Source organism: Natrarchaeobius versutus (assembly GCF_041205745.1).
Taxonomy (GTDB): Archaea; Halobacteriota; Halobacteria; order Halobacteriales; family Natrialbaceae; genus Natrarchaeobius; species Natrarchaeobius versutus.
Genome location: NZ_JBGFCC010000013.1, coordinates 65,386 through 84,697 on the forward strand (window position 1 = coordinate 65,386; position 19,312 = coordinate 84,697).

The 19,312-nt window shown below is 63.4% G+C and carries 18 protein-coding genes and 1 pseudogene; 11 read left to right on the forward strand and 8 right to left on the reverse strand.

Annotated features, from left to right (window positions below):
- Positions 1-179: 179 nt before the first annotated feature.
- From AB7C87_RS22780 to AB7C87_RS22790, 3 genes are all read left to right on the forward strand, one after another.
- Complete coding sequence (locus tag AB7C87_RS22780) at positions 180-1,013, forward strand: ABC transporter permease subunit (RefSeq protein ID WP_369731823.1); 834 nt, start codon at positions 180-182, stop codon at positions 1,011-1,013.
- 105 nt (positions 1,014-1,118) lie between these two features.
- A complete protein-coding gene (locus AB7C87_RS22785) occupies positions 1,119-1,802 on the forward strand; it encodes an HAD-IIB family hydrolase (RefSeq protein ID WP_369731824.1) in 684 nt (227 codons plus the stop codon).
- A gap of 223 nt (positions 1,803-2,025) precedes the next feature.
- Positions 2,026-3,240, forward strand: a complete 1,215-nt coding sequence (locus tag AB7C87_RS22790) for an ArsB/NhaD family transporter (RefSeq protein WP_369731825.1) — start codon at positions 2,026-2,028, stop codon at positions 3,238-3,240.
- Between the two features lie 6 nt (positions 3,241-3,246).
- Here AB7C87_RS22790 and AB7C87_RS22795 read toward each other — a convergent pair whose 3' ends face one another.
- Positions 3,247-4,443, reverse strand: a complete 1,197-nt coding sequence (locus AB7C87_RS22795; protein WP_369731826.1) for an iron-containing alcohol dehydrogenase — start codon at positions 4,441-4,443, stop codon at positions 3,247-3,249.
- Between the two features lie 218 nt (positions 4,444-4,661).
- On the opposite strand from AB7C87_RS22795, the gene AB7C87_RS22800 reads away from it, so the two are divergent.
- From AB7C87_RS22800 to ribB, 5 genes are all read left to right on the forward strand, one after another.
- The gene (locus AB7C87_RS22800) at positions 4,662-4,991 is read left to right on the forward strand and encodes a hypothetical protein (protein ID WP_369731827.1); all 330 of its coding nucleotides are present in this window, start codon (positions 4,662-4,664) and stop codon (positions 4,989-4,991) included.
- A gap of 77 nt (positions 4,992-5,068) precedes the next feature.
- Complete coding sequence (gene twy1, locus AB7C87_RS22805) at positions 5,069-6,103, forward strand: 4-demethylwyosine synthase TYW1 (protein WP_369731828.1); 1,035 nt, start codon at positions 5,069-5,071, stop codon at positions 6,101-6,103.
- 83 nt (positions 6,104-6,186) lie between these two features.
- Positions 6,187-7,029 (forward strand): histidine kinase, encoded by an 843-nt coding sequence (locus tag AB7C87_RS22810; protein WP_369731829.1) that lies wholly within the window; start codon positions 6,187-6,189, stop codon positions 7,027-7,029.
- Positions 7,030-7,160: 131 nt separating this feature from the next.
- Entirely contained in the window at positions 7,161-7,865 is a 705-nt protein-coding gene (locus tag AB7C87_RS22815) for a DUF120 domain-containing protein (RefSeq protein WP_369731830.1), read from the forward strand.
- Positions 7,865-8,578 (forward strand): 3,4-dihydroxy-2-butanone-4-phosphate synthase, encoded by a 714-nt coding sequence (ribB, locus tag AB7C87_RS22820; RefSeq protein WP_369731831.1) that lies wholly within the window; start codon positions 7,865-7,867, stop codon positions 8,576-8,578. The genes AB7C87_RS22815 and ribB overlap by 1 nt, the downstream gene beginning before the upstream one ends.
- A gap of 176 nt (positions 8,579-8,754) precedes the next feature.
- On the opposite strand, the gene AB7C87_RS22825 is transcribed toward ribB, so the two are convergent.
- On the reverse strand, positions 8,755-9,102 hold the full coding sequence (locus AB7C87_RS22825; protein ID WP_369731832.1) for a DUF7471 family protein: 348 nt from the start codon (positions 9,100-9,102) through the stop codon (positions 8,755-8,757).
- A gap of 212 nt (positions 9,103-9,314) precedes the next feature.
- On the opposite strand from AB7C87_RS22825, the gene AB7C87_RS22830 reads away from it, so the two are divergent.
- Both AB7C87_RS22830 and AB7C87_RS22835 read left to right on the forward strand, forming a co-directional pair.
- A complete protein-coding gene (locus AB7C87_RS22830) occupies positions 9,315-9,842 on the forward strand; it encodes a winged helix-turn-helix transcriptional regulator (protein ID WP_369731833.1) in 528 nt (175 codons plus the stop codon).
- A gap of 93 nt (positions 9,843-9,935) precedes the next feature.
- A pseudogene (locus tag AB7C87_RS22835) lies at positions 9,936-10,363 on the forward strand (transposase); the annotation flags it as partial.
- Positions 10,364-10,474: 111 nt separating this feature from the next.
- On the opposite strand, the gene AB7C87_RS22840 reads toward AB7C87_RS22835, so the two are convergent.
- The 4 genes from AB7C87_RS22840 to AB7C87_RS22855 all read right to left on the reverse strand — a co-directional run bounded on the left by AB7C87_RS22840 (position 10,475) and on the right by AB7C87_RS22855 (position 16,019).
- Entirely contained in the window at positions 10,475-10,927 is a 453-nt protein-coding gene (locus tag AB7C87_RS22840; protein WP_369731834.1) for a hypothetical protein, read from the reverse strand.
- Positions 10,928-11,356: 429 nt separating this feature from the next.
- Positions 11,357-13,414, reverse strand: a complete 2,058-nt coding sequence (locus tag AB7C87_RS22845) for a copper resistance CopC/CopD family protein (protein WP_369731835.1) — start codon at positions 13,412-13,414, stop codon at positions 11,357-11,359.
- Positions 13,415-13,433: 19 nt separating this feature from the next.
- A complete protein-coding gene (locus AB7C87_RS22850; protein ID WP_369731836.1) occupies positions 13,434-14,645 on the reverse strand; it encodes a YncE family protein in 1,212 nt (403 codons plus the stop codon).
- 99 nt (positions 14,646-14,744) lie between these two features.
- Positions 14,745-16,019: a beta-propeller fold lactonase family protein gene (locus AB7C87_RS22855; RefSeq protein ID WP_369731837.1), complete on the reverse strand. Its 1,275-nt coding sequence runs from the start codon at positions 16,017-16,019 to the stop codon at positions 14,745-14,747.
- A gap of 340 nt (positions 16,020-16,359) precedes the next feature.
- Between AB7C87_RS22855 and AB7C87_RS22860 the strand changes: the two genes are divergently transcribed.
- On the forward strand, positions 16,360-17,289 hold the full coding sequence (locus AB7C87_RS22860) for a branched-chain amino acid transaminase (protein ID WP_369731838.1): 930 nt from the start codon (positions 16,360-16,362) through the stop codon (positions 17,287-17,289).
- A 263-nt stretch (positions 17,290-17,552) separates the two neighbouring features.
- Here AB7C87_RS22860 and AB7C87_RS22865 read toward each other — a convergent pair whose 3' ends face one another.
- Both AB7C87_RS22865 and AB7C87_RS22870 read right to left on the reverse strand, forming a co-directional pair.
- Complete coding sequence (locus tag AB7C87_RS22865) at positions 17,553-18,263, reverse strand: DUF502 domain-containing protein (protein WP_369731839.1); 711 nt, start codon at positions 18,261-18,263, stop codon at positions 17,553-17,555.
- Between the two features lie 39 nt (positions 18,264-18,302).
- Positions 18,303-19,166, reverse strand: coding sequence for a proline dehydrogenase family protein (locus AB7C87_RS22870; RefSeq protein WP_369731840.1), 864 nt, complete (start codon positions 19,164-19,166; stop codon positions 18,303-18,305).
- Positions 19,167-19,312 lie beyond the last annotated feature (146 nt).

The following is a 19,312-nucleotide window of genomic DNA, read 5'->3' on the forward strand; positions in this document are numbered from 1 at the left end:
GACTCGACACACCCTCGCTCGCCACAACCGCGACTCGGCGCTTGCCACGTCCTCGACGAGCACCGCCTCGTTTCTCGAACCGACCGGTTGGGTCGGTAGTATTAATGGCAACGTGATGGTCTTTACAACCGGTCCACCGCAGATGATTTCCCCCAATCGATTACCGGACGGTGACTCGGATGCGTAACGTCCTCACGGCAACACGGAGCGACCTCGATGGGCTCGTACGCTCGTGGCCCGTCTGGATCGCGACGGCGCTGTTTTCGGTCGCCGTACTGCTGGGATGGGTTCCCTGGATGTTCTCGGCGCTTCTCGCGAACGAGGATAGACCGCTCCTGTTGGCGATCCGGCAGGCGCAACTGTGGCTTCCCCCGTTTGCGATCTTCGTGGGATGGGTCTCGATCCGCGACGAGCGCGGATCGGATTCGTCCGACTGTGGCGCTCTGACGGGACCAACCGAGCGGTTTCTCGAGTCGTTCGTCGGCCGAGCCGTCGTGGTCGTCGTCGCGGTCTCGATCGTCGTCTGTCTGCTGGCCGCACTCGTCGCCGTGCGACCCGGCGTGGTGCTGGTGTCCTCTTTCGTCGGGGGACTGACCGCCGTGGCGTTGTTCGGACTGGTCTGGGTGGCGATCGCGGTCGGCGCCTCGAGGCTCCTCGAGACGAGACGACGGGCGATCGGACTCGCAGTCGGCCTGTACGTCCTGTTCGCATTTCTCTGGCGGGAGACGGTCGTCGTGTTCGTCTCCTACGCCCTCACCGGCGACACCGCGGTGGACGTCGAACAACCCGCGTTGCTCGCGAGTCTCGCGGAGCCGACCTGGTACCTGTATCTGACCCGGTTGAACCCGTACGAGGCGTTCGACGGCGCGTTGTACTACCTTCCGAGACTGCTCGAGACGCTCGTTCTCGGCGAGTCCGCGACGCACCCGCACGCACCGAACCTCTTCGGACTCGCGGTCCTTCTCGCGTGGGTGGTCCTCCCGGTTGCGGTCGTCTCGTGGAGAGCTGACTGACCCGAGGAACGGATTTGGATCGCCCCTCTCGGCTGATCCGCCGAGCCCGCTCGAGGATTCGCCGGCATCCGACCGCTTTAGACGACTGGTAACCGACGGAGGTGTATGACCGCCGATCCGCCGCTCGCACTCGACATCGACGGCACGTTGACCCGCCCCGATGGCTGGGGAATCGACTCCCGTATTTTCGAACCGCTTCGCGCGTGGGATGGCCCCGTGGTCGTCGCCACCGGGAAGGCGTTTCCGTACCCGATCGCGCTCTGTCACTTCGCCGCGATTCCGGAACTGGTCGTCGCCGAGAACGGCGGCGTCGTCTACACCGGCGACGACGTCTTCGTTACCGCCGATCGCGAGGCCCCTCGAGCCGTCGCCGAGGCCTACCGCGAGGCGGGCTACTCGCTGGGTTGGGGCGGAGAAGACACCGTGAATCGCTGGCGAGAGACCGAAATCGCCGTCAACCGCGAACAGCCCAGAGAGCCACTCGAGGAGATCGCCGCCGACTACGGCCTCGAGGTGATCGACACCGGCTACGCCTACCACGTCAAAGATACGACGCCGAACAAGGGCGACGGCATCGAGCGAATCGCCGACCACGTGGGCTTCGACCTCGCAGACGTCGTCGCGGTCGGCGACTCGATCAACGACGTCTCGACGTTCGCGGTCGCCGGTCGAAGTTTCGCCGTCGAGAACGCCGACGAGGATGCGAAGGCGGCCGCCGACGAGGTCCTGGAGGACGTCCACGCGGACGGGACGTTGGCGGTCCTTGAGCGGGTTCGCGGCCAGGAGTGACAGCCACACGAGCGGGTTCGCGGCCGGGAGACCGACGCGCTGTCGACTCGAGTGGGATGCGACCAGGAGTGAGCGCCGATCGCGGGCGACGCAATCAGCCGTCGCCTCGAGTCGCCGACCGACGGATACGTGATCGGCCGTCACTTCGAGTCGTCGACCGACGGGGCGATCGATTCCGTGAGCAGTCAGTACAGCTATCGGTGACGACGATAGTACATCCACCGTGATCGAGTTCGGTGGCGGTCTCGTCGCGACGTTCGTCGTTCTCGCCACCTTCGCCTTGCTGTTCGTGAGGCGGATCGGGCGCTATCCCCTCTCACGGTCGGTGACTGCGGCCACGGGGACCGTCGTCTTACTCGCACTCGGGATCGTCTCGCCCTCACGCGCACTCGAGTCGATGAGCGTCCAGACGTTGCTCTTGTTGTTCGGCATGCTGGTCCACGTCGTTGCTCTCGCCCGCTCGGGGTTCTACGAGTGGACGGCCACTCGGCTGGTCGCGATCGCCCGGACCCCGCGGCGGCTGACCCTCGGCGCACTCGCGCTTTCGGCGGTGCTCAGCGCATTCGCGCTCAACGACGCGACGGTGTTGTTGCTCACGCCGATACTCATCGTCGCGGCCGACAGAGGGGACGCGGACCCGGTCGCCCCCGTTCTCGCCGTCGTCTTCGGCGCGAATATCGGCAGCGTCGCGACGCCGCTTGGTAACCCACAGAACGCGTTTATTCTGGCCGAAAGCGACCTGACGACGCTCGAGTTCGTCACGGCGTTGACCCCCGTCGCGGCCGTCTGCCTGGTCGTCGCCGCGCTGTTTCTCCTCCCGATCACGCCGAGTGACGGTGCGCTCGCCGTGGCCGACCCCGTCGAGTTCGACCGCGTCTGGGCCGGAACCAGCATCTGCTTCGTCGTCGTGACGTTCCTCGCGTTGCTCATCTTTCCCCACATCGGCGCCGGAACGATCGCGGCGTCGACCGCCGTCGTCCACCTCGCGTGGCTCCAGGGCTTTCGCCGCGTCGCCGGCGACGAGATCTTCGCGGACGTCGACTGGAGCGTACTCGTCCTGTTCGCCGGGCTGTTCGCACTCGTCGCCGGCCTCGACGGGACGGCCCTGCTGGACGCTGTCGAGTCGATCGACGGCGAACCCCAGCTTGCCGCCGGGACGTTCGCCCTCTCGAATCTCGTGAGCAACGTCCCCGCCGTGGTCTTGCTCGCCGCCGGTCTCCCCGCCGAGGCGACCGCCGATTGGTTGTTGCTGGCCGCGGTGAGCACGCTCGCAGGAAACGCGACGCCGATCGCCTCCGCCGCGACGCTTCTGGCGCTCGAGGCGGCCTCCGACGAGGACGTCCGCGTCCCGATTCGGACGCTGTTGCTCCTCGGGGTTCCGCTCTCGATCGTCACCTCGGCGCTTGCGGTCGGGATCCTGTCGCTGACGCTCGGCTGATTGCCGTCAGTACGCCGTCTCGAAGACGTTCACGATATCGTCTTTCGTCATCCGCCGCGGGTTCCGATCGACGTTGTGCCGAGAGTGCTCGAGTGCGATGTCGGCGAAGGCGTCGAACGCGTCCGGGTCGACGTCCGCCTCGAGATCGCCGATCTGGTTCGGAATCCCGATATCGTCGTTGAGGTCCTCGACGGCCTCGACGCCGCGGTAGGCGTGCTCGAGGGTCGTTTCTCCGTCGCGTTCGGGGACCCCGAGAAGCGTTGCGATATCGGCGAATCGGTTGGCTTCGGCGGGGACGTTGTACGCCATCACGTGTGGGAGCAAGACGGCGTTGGCGAGCCCGTGACCGAGCCCGCACTCGGTGCCGAGCGGGTAGGTGAGCGCGTGGACGGCCCCGAGCCCGGAGTTGACGAACGCCTGGCCGCCGAGCATCGCAGCGAGGCTCATCCCGTAGCGGGCCTCGTCGTTGTGTTCGCCCTGGTGGACCGCCTCCCGGAGGGTGTCGCCGACCAACTCGATCGCCCGTCGTGCGAGCGCGTCGGTGTAGGGGGTTCGAAGCGTCGAGACGTACGCCTCGACGGCGTGGGTGAGCGCGTCCATCCCGGTGGCGGCCGCGACTCCCGGGGGCTGTGAGCGCGTCAGTTCCGGATCGACGATCGCCAGTTCTGCGAAGAGGTGATCGGAGTAGACGACCTTCTTGTTTCCGCCGTCGTCGCCGTCGGCGAAGACGCCGATGTGCGTTACCTCGCTGCCGGTTCCGGCAGTGGTCGGCAACAGCACCGTCGGTCTGCCGGGCCCGGGGACGTTCCCCATCCCGAGTAGCTCACGGACGGGGACGTCGTGTTCGGCCAGCGCGGACGCGGCTTTCGCCGTATCGAGGCTGGAGCCGCCGCCGACGCCGATCACGAGGTCGGCATCGACCCGCGTCAGTTCGTCGGCCGCGTGTTCGACGAGCTCGAGTTTCGGTTCCGGCGTGACGCCGTCGTACGTGTGGACGTCGACATCGACGGCCTCGAGCGCGTCGAAGACGGGGTCGGTCGCGCCGGCCTCGAGTACGCCCTCGTCGGTGACGACCAGCGCCGACTCGATTCCCTCGTCGGTAACGTAGTCCTCGAGTTTCGCCGTCGCCCCCATCCCGTACTGGATCGTGTTCGGACTGCGAACCGCGTTGACGTCGCCGATCGAACCGATGCCATCGAACATGCTGGAATAGATCCCGATACGGGACAAAAGTGTTTATAGAACTCGTTGAAACGATTTACGCCCGGTCACAGCCAAGCGGCCAGCCTCGACAACGAAGCCGAGGCTGGCCGCCGATGTTCGTGACCGGGTGTGCAATGACTTTCAGCGTGTACTATACTTCCGAGAGGGTATCGCTCGCTCACGGAACCCTTTTGCCGTCGTCGACCGGATTCGTCGGTATGGTCGTGGAGTCGCCACTGGTTGCTGCGCTCGGACTCGTAGCGACGGCCGCCATCTTCTGGATCATCCGCTGGGACGCGGTCCGCTCGGAGATCGCCCGACCGCAGTTGTGGGCCGCCGTGGCCGCGATCCCGTTTCTGGTCGGCGTCTCGCTGTATCTGTTCGCGACAGTCCCGACGACGGGTGTCATCATGACCGCGAACACGGGGCTCGTCCTCTACACGTTCGAGCGCGAGGTCGTGACCGAGGGCGACGAACCGGCCGAACCCGGACAGCTTCCACACGCCCCGTCCGAATCGACTCGAGGGGACGACGGTTCCGAGGAGTGATCACCGCCAGCCGGGCGACCGGGCTCCGAGACTGACACCACACGGCTTTTGTCCGCGCCACTCGAATCGACGCTATCATGAGCGACTCCGCCGACACCGGCGATTCCCCGACAGGGGCGGGGACGAACGCCGACGAGGGCGACGACGGCGGCCCGGCACAGGTCTCGAGCCCGGACTACCACAGCGAGAACCACACGGCGGCCCAGACCTGTGGCTGGACCGCAAACGCCCTGCGCGGGGAGGGAAAGTGTTACAAGAACATCTACTACGGCATCGAGTCACATCGGTGTATCCAGATGACGCCCGTGGTCAGGTGCAACGAGCGCTGTGTCTTCTGCTGGCGCGACCACAACGGCCACGCCTACGAGATGGACGACGTCGAGTGGGACGACCCCGAAGCCGTCGTCGACGCCTCGATCTCCCTCCAGAAGAAACTACTGTCGGGCTTTGGCGGCAACGAGGAGGTCCCCCGCGAGGTCTTCGAGGAGTCGATGGAACCGCGTCACGTCGCCATCTCACTCGACGGCGAACCGACGCTTTACCCCTACCTGCCCGAACTCATCGACGCCTTCCACGACCGGGACATCACGACGTTCCTCGTCTCCAACGGCACCCGCCCGGAAGTGCTTCGCGAGTGCGATCCGACGCAGTTGTACGTCAGCGTCGACGCGCCCGAACGCCACACCTTCGATCGGGTCGTCAAGGCGATGGAGGACGACGCCTGGGACCGCCTGCTCGAGACGATGGACGTTCTCGCCGAGAAAGACGAGACCAGAACGGTTCTGCGAACCACGCTCGTCAAAGGCGAGAACATGCACCACCCCGACTGGTATGCGGGCTTCTACCAGCAGGCCGACCCCGACTTCGTCGAACTGAAAGCGTACATGCACATCGGCCACTCCCGCGGGCGGTTGGATCGGTCGTCGATGCCCGACCACGACGAGGTCGTCGAGTTCGCGGAATCGATCCAGGAGTACATGCCGGCGTTTACCGAGTGCAAGGAGGTCCCCGCCTCTCGAGTTGCCTTGCTCTCGAAGACCAGTGATACGTGGGTCCCGAAGCTCAAAAAAGACAGCGAGTTCTGGGAGCGCGACGCGGTCACCGGCGACTGATCGACGACGGCGAGCCGCCGACTTCTCCGACGTGAAACGTGGCGGCGAGAACAATTATACTTCGTCCCGAACTAGCGACGTACGTGATTTCGCGTTCGCTCGTCGACGAGGTCGGCGACGTCGATTACACGATCGCGGTCGTCGGCGATGACGTGCCGGGGGCGCTTGCGGCCCTACTCGGCGACGCGTTTGCCGACGCTGGGATCACCGTCGACACGACCGGCGACGACTCGAGCGCTGACGGAGACGAACTCGACCCCGCCGTCGCGACCGTCGTCGAGTCCGGTGGGACGGCCGCCGTATTGCTCGAGGAGGGCACACCGGTCGCCGCGTCCCCGATGGAAACACTCTACGAATCGATCCTGGCGATCAACTCGGATCTGTTCACGACCGGTTCCCGCGGCCTCGGCGAAATCGAGCTTCCGAACGTGTTGTGCGGTCTCGCGGATAGCCGCCTCCGGATGCGGGGGTATCCGCTCGCACACAAGGAGAAACTGCTGTTGATACTCGTCTCGCGGTACATCGAACAGTTAGCATGGATGGGCAACGCCGGGACGCTCCGATCGGCGTTCCAGCAACTCTCGCGGATCGACGACGAGATCGGGACCCAGCGGATCTACGGGGACCTCGCCGAAACCGACGTCGACGTCCACGTCTACGGCGTCGACGACGGCGAGCATCCGTCCTTCGAGTCGACGGTACACGCCGGAACCGGGCCAGCCTACCGCGACTCGTGGTTCGTCGTGTACCGCCCACCCGATCGAACCACCACGGATGGAGCCGCACTCGTCTCCGTCGAGACCGAACCCAGGGTGTGGGACGGGTTTTTCACGTTCGACCCCGATCACGTCGCCCGGATCGACGACGCGATTAGACGTGCGTTCGACGCTGACACCGATCGTCTCGGCGAATCCGGAGACCGATGATTTTTTCTCTCGGTCACCCAACACTCGAGTATCGTCCGCCGCCGTCCGCCGTTCGCCGCCGCCACCGTCACAAAATCGTTACGGCCCACAGATTCGATACGCTTTTGAGAACCTATCTCAAACGAGTAGGTATGTCAGTCTCAGCGGGATCGGCCGTTGGCTTCGACGAACTCGCCGTTCTCAAACTTCTCGCACTCGAGGGGGGACTCGAGGGTGACGTCAAAATCTCGTGTTCGGACCTCGCGGACCGCCTCGACGCGTCGAACCAGACTGCCTCACGACGACTCCAGCGACTCGAAAGCGCGGATCTCGTCGTCCGGGATACGGTTAGCGACGGGCAGTGGGTCGAGATCACCGACGAGGGTGAGCGGACGCTCCACGCGGAGTACGAGGACTATCGGCGGGTGTTCGAGACCGATTCGACCGTCGATCTCGACGGATTCGTGACCGGCGGCATGGGCGAAGGACGCCACTACATCTCGCTTCCAGGATACAAGCGCCAGTTCGAGACGCGACTGGGGTACGAACCGTTCCCCGGCACGCTCAACGTCGACCTCGACGAGGAGAGCGTTCGTCGGCGGGGAGCGGTCACCTCGCTCGAGCCGATCCCGATCGACGGCTGGGAGGACGACGAGCGCACGTACGGTCCTGCGGTCTGTCGGCCTGCGGCCGTCGAAACGGCCGCTGGCGACCGCTACGAGAATGCACACGTTATCGCACCCGAGCGCACCCACCACGACGACGACCAACTCGAGGTTATCGCCCCGGAGAAACTTCGCGACGTCCTCGGACTCGACGACGGTGATCACGTCACGGTCTCGCTGGGTGATCGCTAATGACGGGCAACTGGACGGAACCACGTCCGAACGCGGAGGGGCGAACGGACGGGCCGGCGTCGATCGACGACAGTCCACTCGAGGCGGCGCTCGATGCGCTTCGCGCCGGCGACCCCGTCCTCGTCCACGACGCCGCCGACCGGGAGGGGGAGACTGATCTCATCTACCACGCCGACGCGGTCACGCCCGCGGCGGTCACACGGATGCGAAACGACGCCGGGGGGCTCATCTGTGCGGCGTTCGACCACGAGACGGCCGAGGCGTTCGACCTACCGTTTCTGACGGAAGAAGTCGACCATCCCGCGGCGAGCGACCACGACCTCGGTTACGACGAACGATCCTCGTTCTCGCTGACGGTCAACCACCGGGAGACGTACACGGGCGTCACGGACAAGGATCGTTCGCGGACGATTCAGGCGCTGGGAGCGGCCGCCGCCTCACCCGACGACGTCACGTTCGCCGAAGAGTTTCGAGCGCCCGGTCACGTCCACCTGTTGAAGGCCGCACCCGAACTGCTCGACCAGCGGGAGGGCCACACCGAACTGGGCATCGCGCTCGCGGGGGCGGCCGACCTCTCACCTGCGGTCGTCGTCTGTGAGATGCTCGACGACGAAACTGGCGAGGAGCTCTCGCCGGTCGACGCCCGCGCGTACGCCCGGCGTCACGGGTTTACCTATCTGGAGGGTCGGGACGTCCTCGCGAAGCTGTCGTGACCGCCCAGACGGCCTGCTGTCCGTCAGTTCTAGCACCAGCACAACTGCGACCCGAACGACGGTTGTGCCGGTACACCGGGACAGTAAACGGTCTCATACGATCTGCTGTAACAATTTACCGGTGTGACCGCAGGGCGGGTCGTGGTCGCACCGGTACTGACTGACAGTAGACCGTATCAGTCGTCGGTTCCTGCCGCGTTCCGTTCCGCACCGGGACCGCTCCGGTAGACGGCATAGAGGATCAAGACGGCGATGGTGAAGTCGAGTCCGTGTTCGACGAGGTGGTGGACCGTCATCGGGACGACGCCGAAGACCGTCCCGAGGCCGACGAACGAGCGTGCGGCGAGCAAGCCGAGGACGAGCGTGATCAGGAGGTATCGCGTCGACCCTCGACGGGAGTAGGCGACGACGCCACAGCCGAACAGGATCGTCGTTCCGACGGCCGCAAGAACGATGACCGCGAGCAGGACGGGGGCGAGCTGTGGATCGAGCCACCCGATTTCGAACGGACTCGTGTGGTGCATCTCCGCTACGCTACGTCGGGTGGAGAGACACGTATGTGCTTCGGTCATCGTCGCTGGCGGTTCTGGAATCTTCCCGAAAATGGCCCGATTTCCGGAAACGGACGGGTCATATGACGGTTCTCAGTTCCCTGGAACGATCGAAACCTGTTATCATCGTCTAGGTTATAGACTCGAGTAGGCCACCACGATCGACGGAAACGGGACCGATACCAATGAACGAGACACGACGACAGATCGAAGCGCACGTCCAGGAAAATGCCGGTATCCACTTCAACGAACTCGTCCGCGAATCCGAGTTCGCGCCGGGACAGATCCAGTATCACGTCCGACGACTCATCGAGGGCAACCACCTCGTCAGAGCCGAGTTCTACGGTCGAACTCACTACTACCCGCCGTCGTACGACGAGTGGGAGCGAGCGGCCCTCGCGTTATTCCGTCGCGAGACCGCCCGCGAAATCGTCGTTCACCTGATCGAACACGAGCCCGCCGACCCGGATTCGGTCGCCAACGCGCTCGGCATCGCCAGAAGCACCCTCGAGTACCATCTCTCCCGGCTCGTCGAGCGCGAGATCGTCGAGAAGTCCTACGACGCGCGAAATCGGGTCTCGCTTCGGCTCGCGAACCCCGATCGAACCGGCCGACTCCTGTCGGCCGTCGAGCCGACGGTGCCCGACCGACTGGTCGATCGGTTCACCCGGCTCGTCGATAGTCTCCTCGAGCCACCGGTCGATTCTCCCTGATACGGATTGTTGGAACGGCCCTGGTGAATCGCCAGAAAGCGTCGACTTGGTCGTCAGAACTAGGGAATCGAAGCGGGAAACGGCGGATGGTCTATGTCCAAAATTTTCGCTTCACAGGGAAGGTCGTGACGTTGGCTAAAAGTGCTGTTGGTGGTCGAGGCGAATCCGTCCCCCCGCAGGATGGCGGCGGATTCGCCGACTACGCCGTCGTTTCGCTGCATTGTCTGCGGATTCACCTGGAGAATCCTACCGCGAGGCGCTCGACCTCCTGAGCGAAATGCCACAAATTCTGGCGGAGATCGGCCTTCTCAAGGCCGATTTCCCAGATCACTCGACGCTAGTAAAAGCGTTTGACCGGATCAAGATGGCAGTCTGTCGAGTGCTGTTGGCCTGTCGGCACAGCTGCACGAGCCATCCTCGACATTCACTGTAAACCTGAGAAACGTCACGACACGCAGCTCGCCTGGCACCGACTGCGTGATAAACTCCGGGAAGCGGACGTAAGACCGCTGATCAACCATTGAGAGTTAAGTGATGTTTTCTCGATGTTTTTCGCCTATAATATCAAGCGTGCTGTGAGCTAGACAAATCCAACGCCGTATGGTGATTCACTACGATCCTTCGGTCAGATATTAGCAGACTTCGAGACGATATTCTATGAAATATACTACATCCTCATGTTCGACATAGACTCCGTCTCCAATCTTCTGATTAAGTTCTTCATTGAGCTCGTCTCCTCTGCTTATTGAATTATCACTTACTTGCGCGAGAAGTGTGGGGCTGTTCTCATCTATCTCGTCTTGTGGTTCTTCAGAATACTCTTCTCCGGCTTTTGAAAGAAGCTCAGATATATTATCATAACTCATAAAATCATCGTCCTCTGCATCATATACCTCTCTTTCGTGAGGGTGTTCCGGGTGGAGATATGCCTGGAAATATGCTATTTCTGGGCAATCGTGACTCTCATCAGTAACTGAATTCTGACTGCCACCTTGGCCGTCTTGATTGTTCTCTGGACTGGTGAGACATCCTGCTATTCCACCCATTATTCCTATAGTTGAAGCTAACACAGTTCTTCGATTCATGAATGGTTTTGTTGAACACACACGATTGAATATTTTCTCCATATCGTGTGTGATAACAATGCGTTTGAATCTCCATATCGTAACAACGGAAATGATTCACACGGCTCCGGTGAATCACCACGTTGCATCGGGTTGTAGTGCCCCACTGTCTTCCTGGGATCGACAAATCGGTTCGCCATCGCTGAATTTCTCGAGGCGGTCTCCATGATCGTTCCAGCGTGACGTCTCGATCGACGTTGTCTGGCGATTCACCGGATCCGTTGTAACCATTTCCCGCCGGACTCGGCCCGGTCTTCCGGGTGTGGCGGGAACGACTTCCGGTAGACCGCACGACGCCCGTTCGGCGCCCTCGGTGCTGGATTCCGACATCTTCCGATCCCCCTCGCCTTTCGGCCGCCCGCAGTCGAATCGTCCGCAGTCGAATTGTCCTCAGTCGAATCGCCCGTCTCGGAGCCGGACCGACTCGAGTGCGACCGCGATGACTCCGCCGATCACCGTAACGACGGCGCCGAACTGGAGGAGAGTCTGGAATACCGTCGCCTCAGCTTCGTCTGTGCGGTCCTCGGCGTGCTCTTCGTGGTCGTGATCTTCGGGATGGTCGGCGTGATCGTGGTCCTCGGTGTGGTCGTGGTCTTCGGCGTGTCCTTCGTGATCGTGATCCTCGGCGTGGTCGTGGTCGTCAGCAGGAACCACTACCGCATCGACCCACTCGCTTACGTACGATCCTTCGGGCGCTCCCGTGATCCGAATCTCCCACGTCCCCTCGTCGGAGAGCGGTTGAACGACCGCGTACGCGCCGTCGTCGATCTCCTCGAGTTCGACCTCGAACTCCGTACCGTCCTCGCTACTCGCGAGCAGACGGACCGGCTGGTCGGACGCCACCGTCTCGCCGTCGTCGTCGAGAAACGCCACCTCGAAGACGATCGGCTCGTCGGACTCGAGAACGAGCGTATCGCCCGCCGTCTCCTCGGCGGCGGGAAACGCCGTCACCTCGACGAGATGGTCGTCGTACTCGTACTCGATAGTCGACTCGACGAGGTCGTCGCCGTCGGCGACCGCGGCCGTCGGCGCGGACGTAAGTACGCCCGAGAGTACCACCACGACGACCAGCAGGGCGACCTCGAGGCGGACCGAGCGCGCGAACGTCGAGACCGACCGGTCTTCGTTCGAGCGCTCGACGCCGCCGTCCGTACTCGCGGGCTGGGGGCCGTCGGCGGATTCGGGTCGCCGGTCGGCCGCCAGCCGTGGGAGGAGCACGAATCGCGACAGGCCGCCGAGCCCGAGCGCCACGGCGGCGAGGGCGAGTTTTGCGACCAGCGTGAGGCCGTAGGTCGTCTCCGTGAGTCCGTCGGCGGTCGGGACGTGCCACGACGCGAGGACGAATCCTGACGCCACCACGAGCGTGACGCCGATGAATGCGAGGATGGAAAATCGTCCGATCGTTCGCGCGAGCAGGTCCGCTCGGTCGTCCGGTTTCGCGTTTCGAATCGCGGGGACGACGACCAGCGCGAGGACGGCGAGCCCCCCCGCCCAGAGGCCGGCGCCGAGGAGGTGTGCGAAGTCGACCGCCGCGCCCTGGAACCGGTCGATCGCCGTCGCCGAGTGGCTCGTCCAGGCGATCGTTCCCGCGACGGCGAGCGCACCCCCGAACGCGGCGACGGACGAGACCCGTTTCGCGACGACCCCTCGAGCGGCGGCCGCGGCGAGTCCCGTCAGGCAAACGGCGAGTGCGACCTGTACGATCCAGGCCTCGCCGAGGGGAGTCTCGACGAACTGGGAGATCGTCTCGAGCGAGAGCGGGCCCAGTGCGGTACTTCTGGCGAGTCCGAGGCCGATCGCGCCCACGAGCGTAAGGCCGGCGGCTCCGACGAGGAGCCGGCCGATCCGTCCGTCGACGCGCGATCGGACGGGGGCGTCCGCTCGAGCGAAAACCGGGCGGACCGCGAGCGTCGCGACCGCCGGAATCCCGAGTAGGCCGACGACGCCGACGAGCAACAGCGCTTTCGCTCCGGCTTCGATCGGTGGGATCGACTCGTCGGCCTCGTCATCCTCGTAGGCCTCGAGGACGGCGTCGCGGTCGAGCGGTTCGTCGCCGACGGCGAAGAAGAACGAGCCGGAGGTGGTGTGGCCGTCGTCGGCGAGCACCTCCCACTCGACGGCGTACATTCCATCGTCACCGGCCGCGTCGTCGTCGATCGGCACGCGAACGATTTGCGTGTCGTCGGGATCGATCTGGGGCTCTTCGGAGACGACCTCGCCGTCGGGATCCTCGACGGTGATATCGGCGTTGACGACGCCGTCACCAGAGAAGTAAAGCGTCACTTCGTCCGGTAGCGAGTCGACTTGCTCGCCGTTCGCCGGGTCGGTCTCGCTCAGGTAGGCGTGAGCTGCGACCGGCGTCGCGAGACTCGTCAGTAGTACCGCCCCGACGAGGACGACTACGAGAAGCGTCGCGTTCGAACGGGGACGTCGGTAGCTGTCAGTCATCGGTGTCGGTAGCTGTCAGTCATCGGTATCGGCCTGTGTACCCTACGCCGGAATTGCCAACGTACTGGACGGTGTCGACGGGAGCGCCGACATCGATCAGTTGGACTTCCTGGGCGGTCATGTCGACGACGGCGACCGACTCGTCGGCGTCCGCCGGCGTGACGAAGTATTCGTCGCCGGAGACAGCCATCCGATTCCGGCCGTCGAACGCACCCGCCTCGAGCCGGTCGACTTCCTCGAGTTCCGCGAGATCGATGACGGCGACGTCGCCCGATTCGGCGTTCGCGACGAAGGCGGTCTCACCGTCGGGCCCGAAGCGGACCGTCGAGGGATCGCCGTCGATCGCGAGGCTACCGAGTACGTCACTGCTATCACTGGTCACGTCTACGATATAGACCTCGTCGTCGACGATTGCGAGTCGGTCCTCCTCGGGCGAGAGGAACATGCCGCCGGTAAAGTCGAGTTCGTCGACGACGTCATCGGTTTCGGTGTCGACGACGGTCGTCCTGCCACGGTACTCGACGTACGCGAGCCCGTTTTGCGGGCCGTAGGCCTTGTAGTGGGTACTGCCGCCGTCGCCGAACTCGACGAACCCCGTCCGTTCGTACGCCTCGAGATCGATAACTGGTATCCCGGGATTGTTGACGTTCGTCGCGTAGCCAGTGTCGCCCATCGCCTCGTGATAGAGCAGTTTCCCGTGGCCTTCTCCCTCGAGGCCGGCCTCGACGATTTCGCTCACCTCGAGGGCGTCGACGTCGATCACGTAGAACGCCCCATCGTCGTCGGCGTGGACCCAGATCTCGTCGTCGACCGGGTGGAAGATGTGGTTGCTTCCCGGACCGACGTCGATCGCGGTTTCGTGGGTGCGCGTTTCGGTGTCGATGACGTGGACCTGATTGAGCGACTGCTCGACGACGAATAGCAGTCCGTAATCGTGGGTGATCTGTGGATCCGCCCACGACTCGTCGTCGAACTCGTCGGTGATTTCGTCGACGACGTCACCGGCGGCGGGGTCGAGAATCGAGATTTGATCCGGGGAGAACGCGTAGACGAGTTCGTCACTGCCGATAGCCTCGGGTTCGGGTTCGTCGCTGTCGCTGTCGTCGGCTCCAGCACCGCCAGTATCGTCTGCGGCCCCGTCTGCCCCATCGTCGAGACAGCCAGCGAGAGAAGCGACTGCGAGTCCGCCGACAGCCCCGATAACCGATCGTCGTCTGACGGTGTCATCCATACCTGATCTTTGGGCGCTGTGTTTTATTCCGTTTCGCTTTCCCAGTCGAAAACGTCGCTCGTGTCTCTGTCTCGCGGGAGTACGCCAGCCCGCGGTCGATCACCTGAGTCTGCTGCTGTAGCCGACGCCGGAGTCGCCGACGTACTGGACGGTGTCGACGCCCTCCTCGACGTCGACGTTATCGACGAGTTCCTGGGCCCCCATGTCGACGATTGCGACGGTCCCGTCGGCGTCGGCAGGCGAGATGAAGTAGCCACCACCCGCGACGCCGGATCGGTGGAGGAACGGCGCCCCATCGGGTCGGACGATATCGCCGATATCGACCGTCTCGACTACCTCGAGTTCGTCGACGTCGATGATCGAAGCCTCGTCGGTCATCGTGTGTGCGGTGATCGCAAAGAGCGCGTCGTCGCCCTCGTGATAGCGCAGGGCGTCGGGGCCTTCGCCGACGTCGACGACGCCGAGTTCGTCGCTGTCCTCGCTCGTCGCATCGAGGAACCGGATGCTGTCGCCGTCGAGGACGCCCATGACCTGCTCGTCCGGAGAGAGGTACATGCCGCCCGCGAAATCCAGTCTGTCCACGATCTCCTCGTTCTCGGGATCGACGACGACCGTCTCGTCGCCGAACTCGAAGTACGCCAGTCCCGTTTCCGGGCTGTAGGCCTTGTAGTGGGTACCCTGATCGTCGACGTCGTCGAATTCGATGAAGTCGCTTCGCTCGTAGCTCTCGAGGTCGATCACCGGCACGCCGGGATCGTTGACGTTCGTCGCGTACCCGGTCGAGCCGAAGTCCTCGTGGTAGAGCAGTTTGCCGTGCCCTTCGTTCTCGAGGCCTGACTCGACGATCTCGGTGACCTCGTGGGAGTCGGTGTCGATGACGTAGAAGGTTCCCTCGTCGTCGCTGTGTGCCCACATCTCATCGTCGTTTGGGTGGTACATGTGCGTCGGCCCCGGGCCGACGTCGACTTCGTCGACGATCTCGCGACTCTCGGTGTCGATGACGAGTACTTGCGAGGGGGATTCCCGGATGACGTAGATTTCGCTGTAGTCGGCCGTAATCCGCGGATCGCCCCAGCCTTCGTCGGAGAGCCCGGCGGTAATCTCGTCGACGACCTCGCCGTCTTCGGGGTCGATGATCGCGATCGTGTTTGGGGCGAACGCGTAGACGAACCCTTCGCTCCCTTCTGAACTCGAATCGTCGGTATCGTCGTCGCCGTGACCGTGATCGTCGCTGTGATCGTGGTCATCATCGTGATCGTCGTCGCCGTTTTCCTCCTGGCCGTCGCCGTTTCCGCCGAGGCAACCGGCGAGGGCGATCACCGAACTCCCTGTCGCAACCTGTACGAATCGTCGTCGGTCGATCGATGTCTCCATACGCCACCCTTTGAAACCCGTTATATTTCGGTTTCTGGTTCAGTAGTAGAAAGTGTGTGAACGGTTTCCGCGGACTATTCAGGAAATCTAACCGGTCTGTGCTCGAGCGTTCGCCGACCGACGCGGGATCGACGTGCGCGGAACCGACCGAGCACGATGCCCCAGACGGATTGTTGTCACTGTTCACCGGCGAAGTCCCGTGTGGACGTGGTATCGCCTGTCCCGACGTACAGTAGTCCGTATCGAGCACCGGGGATCCGTCGGTGGCTCGGCCGTTGATGGCTCGTCGCGTCGATAAAATCGCGAACACTTAGTACGGTGGTGTTCAACACCTACGATCATGGGATTCGACGAGATGGACGTCGACACGATCTGGATGGACGGGGAGTACGTCGACTGGGACGAGGCGCAGATTCACGTCCTCACGCACGGACTCCACTACGGAAGCGGCGTCTTCGAGGGTGCACGCTGTTACGACACCGAACAGGGGCCGGCCATCTTCCGCTGGGAGGAACACTTAGAACGGCTCTTCCAGTCGGCAAAGCCCTACGAGATGGAGATCGACCACTCGATCGAGGAACTCACCGAGGCGACGATCGAACTCATCCAACGCCAGGAACTGCCCTCCTGTTACATCCGCCCGATCGCGTTCTACGGTTACAACTCGCTGGGCGTCAGCCCCAAGGACTGTCCGACCCGAACCGCCATCGCGGTCTGGCCGTGGGGCGCCTACCTCGGCGAAGATGCCTTAGAGAACGGCATCGACGTGATGATCTCCTCGTGGCGCAAACACTCCTCGAGCCAGATCCCGACGAACGCCAAGACGACGGGCCTGTACGTCAACAGCATGCTCGCGGGCGAGGAAGCCCGTCGTAACGGCTACGCGGAAGCGATCGTCCTCAACAAGGAGGGTCACGTTGCCGAAGGTCCCGGCGAGAACATCTTCCTCGTTCGCGACGGCGAGATCTACACGCCCGGCCTCTCGGAGTCGATCCTCGATGGCATCACCCGCGACACCGTCATCACGCTCGCCGAGGACCTGGGCTATACGGTCCACGACAACGTCTCGATCTCTCGAGGCGAGCTCAACACTGCCGACGAGCTGTTCTTTACCGGTTCGGCGGCCGAGGTTACGCCGATCCGAAAGGTCGACAACGTCGTGATCGGCGACGGCTCGCGGGGCCCCGTTACCGAGGACGTCCAGTCGCGCTTTTTCGACGTCGTCGAGCGCAAGACCGACGAGTACGACGAGTGGTTCACCTACGTCTGAGACGGTCTACTGTCAGTCAGTTCCGGTGCGACCGCGACTTGTCCTGCAATCACACCGGCAAATCGTTACAGCAAACCGTATGAGACGGTTTCCTGTCGGTCAGTACCCGCTCGAGCGCACGACGGTCTCGCGGCCACGTCGGTAACGGTTCTCGAGTCTCGAGACCCATCGCTGTAACCGTTTGCCGGCAAAACCACGATCGGTCTTGGATCTCTCCGGTAACAACTGACAGTAACCCATACGAGAGTCGGCAGCCAAGCGGATCAGTCGTCGTCCGCGTCGGATCGTTCCGGTGTCTTGTTCGCTTTCGCCTCGTCGACGACGTCGATCGAGACGCCGGCGTCCATGCCACGTTGTCGATCGGCGTCGCCGAACCCGGCGCTCAAAACGCGCGTGAGTGCGTCTTCGACGTCTTCGTCGAGCTCTTCGATTCGGTCGGAGTGCACCTCGATGACGAACCCGGTCGTGATGTTCGGCGAGGTTGGCAAGAACAGCACTTCCCGCCCGTCTTCCGTGACCTTCCCCGTCTTGAACGCGGTCATGCGAAGCCCTTCCCAGACCTCGAGTTTGACCGGCGTCTGGAGCGATTCTTGCTCGCCGAAGGCGGTCTCGGCGGCCATCTTCGAAGCGTTGTAGACGACGCGCATGACGGGCACTCGGTTCGCGACGTTGTCGACGACCCGCTCGACCAGCCCGCCGACGGTCGTTCGCATGAGATACCCCACCGAGAGCGTGAGGATAATGAAGACTGTCAGCGTCACGATCACACGAAGGAACTGGGCGAGCTGTTCGCGGGTCTGGACGGCCTGGTCGCTGTCACCCGGAATAAGCGGGAGGAGGGCTTCCTGTTCGAGGATGAGTCCGGGGGTGACGCCGGCGACGAGGCCGTAGATCCAGTAGATGACGTAGAGAGTGATGAGAATCGGGCCGAGGACGATCAGCCCGCTCGCGAAGTCCCGCTTCCACGAAGCCATGTTGTGACCCTCTCACCAGGGACTAATGAGCCCTTCCCTTTAGCGTCCGAGGATCGCTCGGAGGGCGAATCGTAGATTTTCTTTCCGCTCCATCGCTCGCCGATAGAAGTACGACTTCCACCGGCCGCCGTAGGGGACGTACTGCCAGACCTCGTACTCCTCGGCGAGTTCGTACTGGGCGTCGTCGCGCACCCCCATCAGCATCTGAATCTCGAAGTCGGTGCCGTGTTCGTCGTACAACGCCCGGGCGTGGTCGATCATCCGCGGGTCGTGGCTTCCCACGGCGATGCCGCCCTCGAACTCCTCGAAGGCGTACTCGAGCAGGTGCTCGTACTCCTGGTTGACCCGCTCCGTCTCTTTGTACGCGATCTCCGCGGGCTCGTCGTAGGCTCCCTTGACGAATCGAACTTTGCCGGGGACGTCCGCGAGTCGTTGGACGTCGTCGCGAGTTCGCTTCAGATTCGCCTGGACGCAAACGCCGACGCCGAACCCGTGATCCGACGGGGACCGCTCGCTTCCGTACTCGCGGGCGAGGTCCTCGTAGGCGTCGAGTGTCGCGTCGGTCGTCGTGTGATCTTCCATGTCGATCCAGACGAAGACGTCGTGGTCCGCCGCCGCCGCGACGATCGACTCGAGTTCCTCGCGGAAGACGTCCTCGCCGAGGTCGAGTCCCAGCTGTGAGGGTTTGACCGAGATACTGGCGTCGAGATTCGAGCCTGCGATGTCGCCGGCGAGCGCGCGATACTCCGCGGCGTCGGAGCGAACGGCCGGTCGTTCGTCGTAGTGTTCGCCGAGTAAGTTGATGATCGCCCTGACGTTTCGCTGGTTCACCCGATGGACGTGATCGAGCGCCTCCGCGGGGGATTCCCCCGCGACGAACCGGCTCGCGATCGGCGGGATCATGCGCTCACGTTCGGGTGCGAACAATAAGGAGGTTTGGTAGATCTGCAGACGGGTTACTGTTCCAACGTAGCGCACACCCGGGAGTTCGTCGGAACTGGCGGGGACCGATCCGATGACCATTCAATTTTTGTATACCGTATTCATGA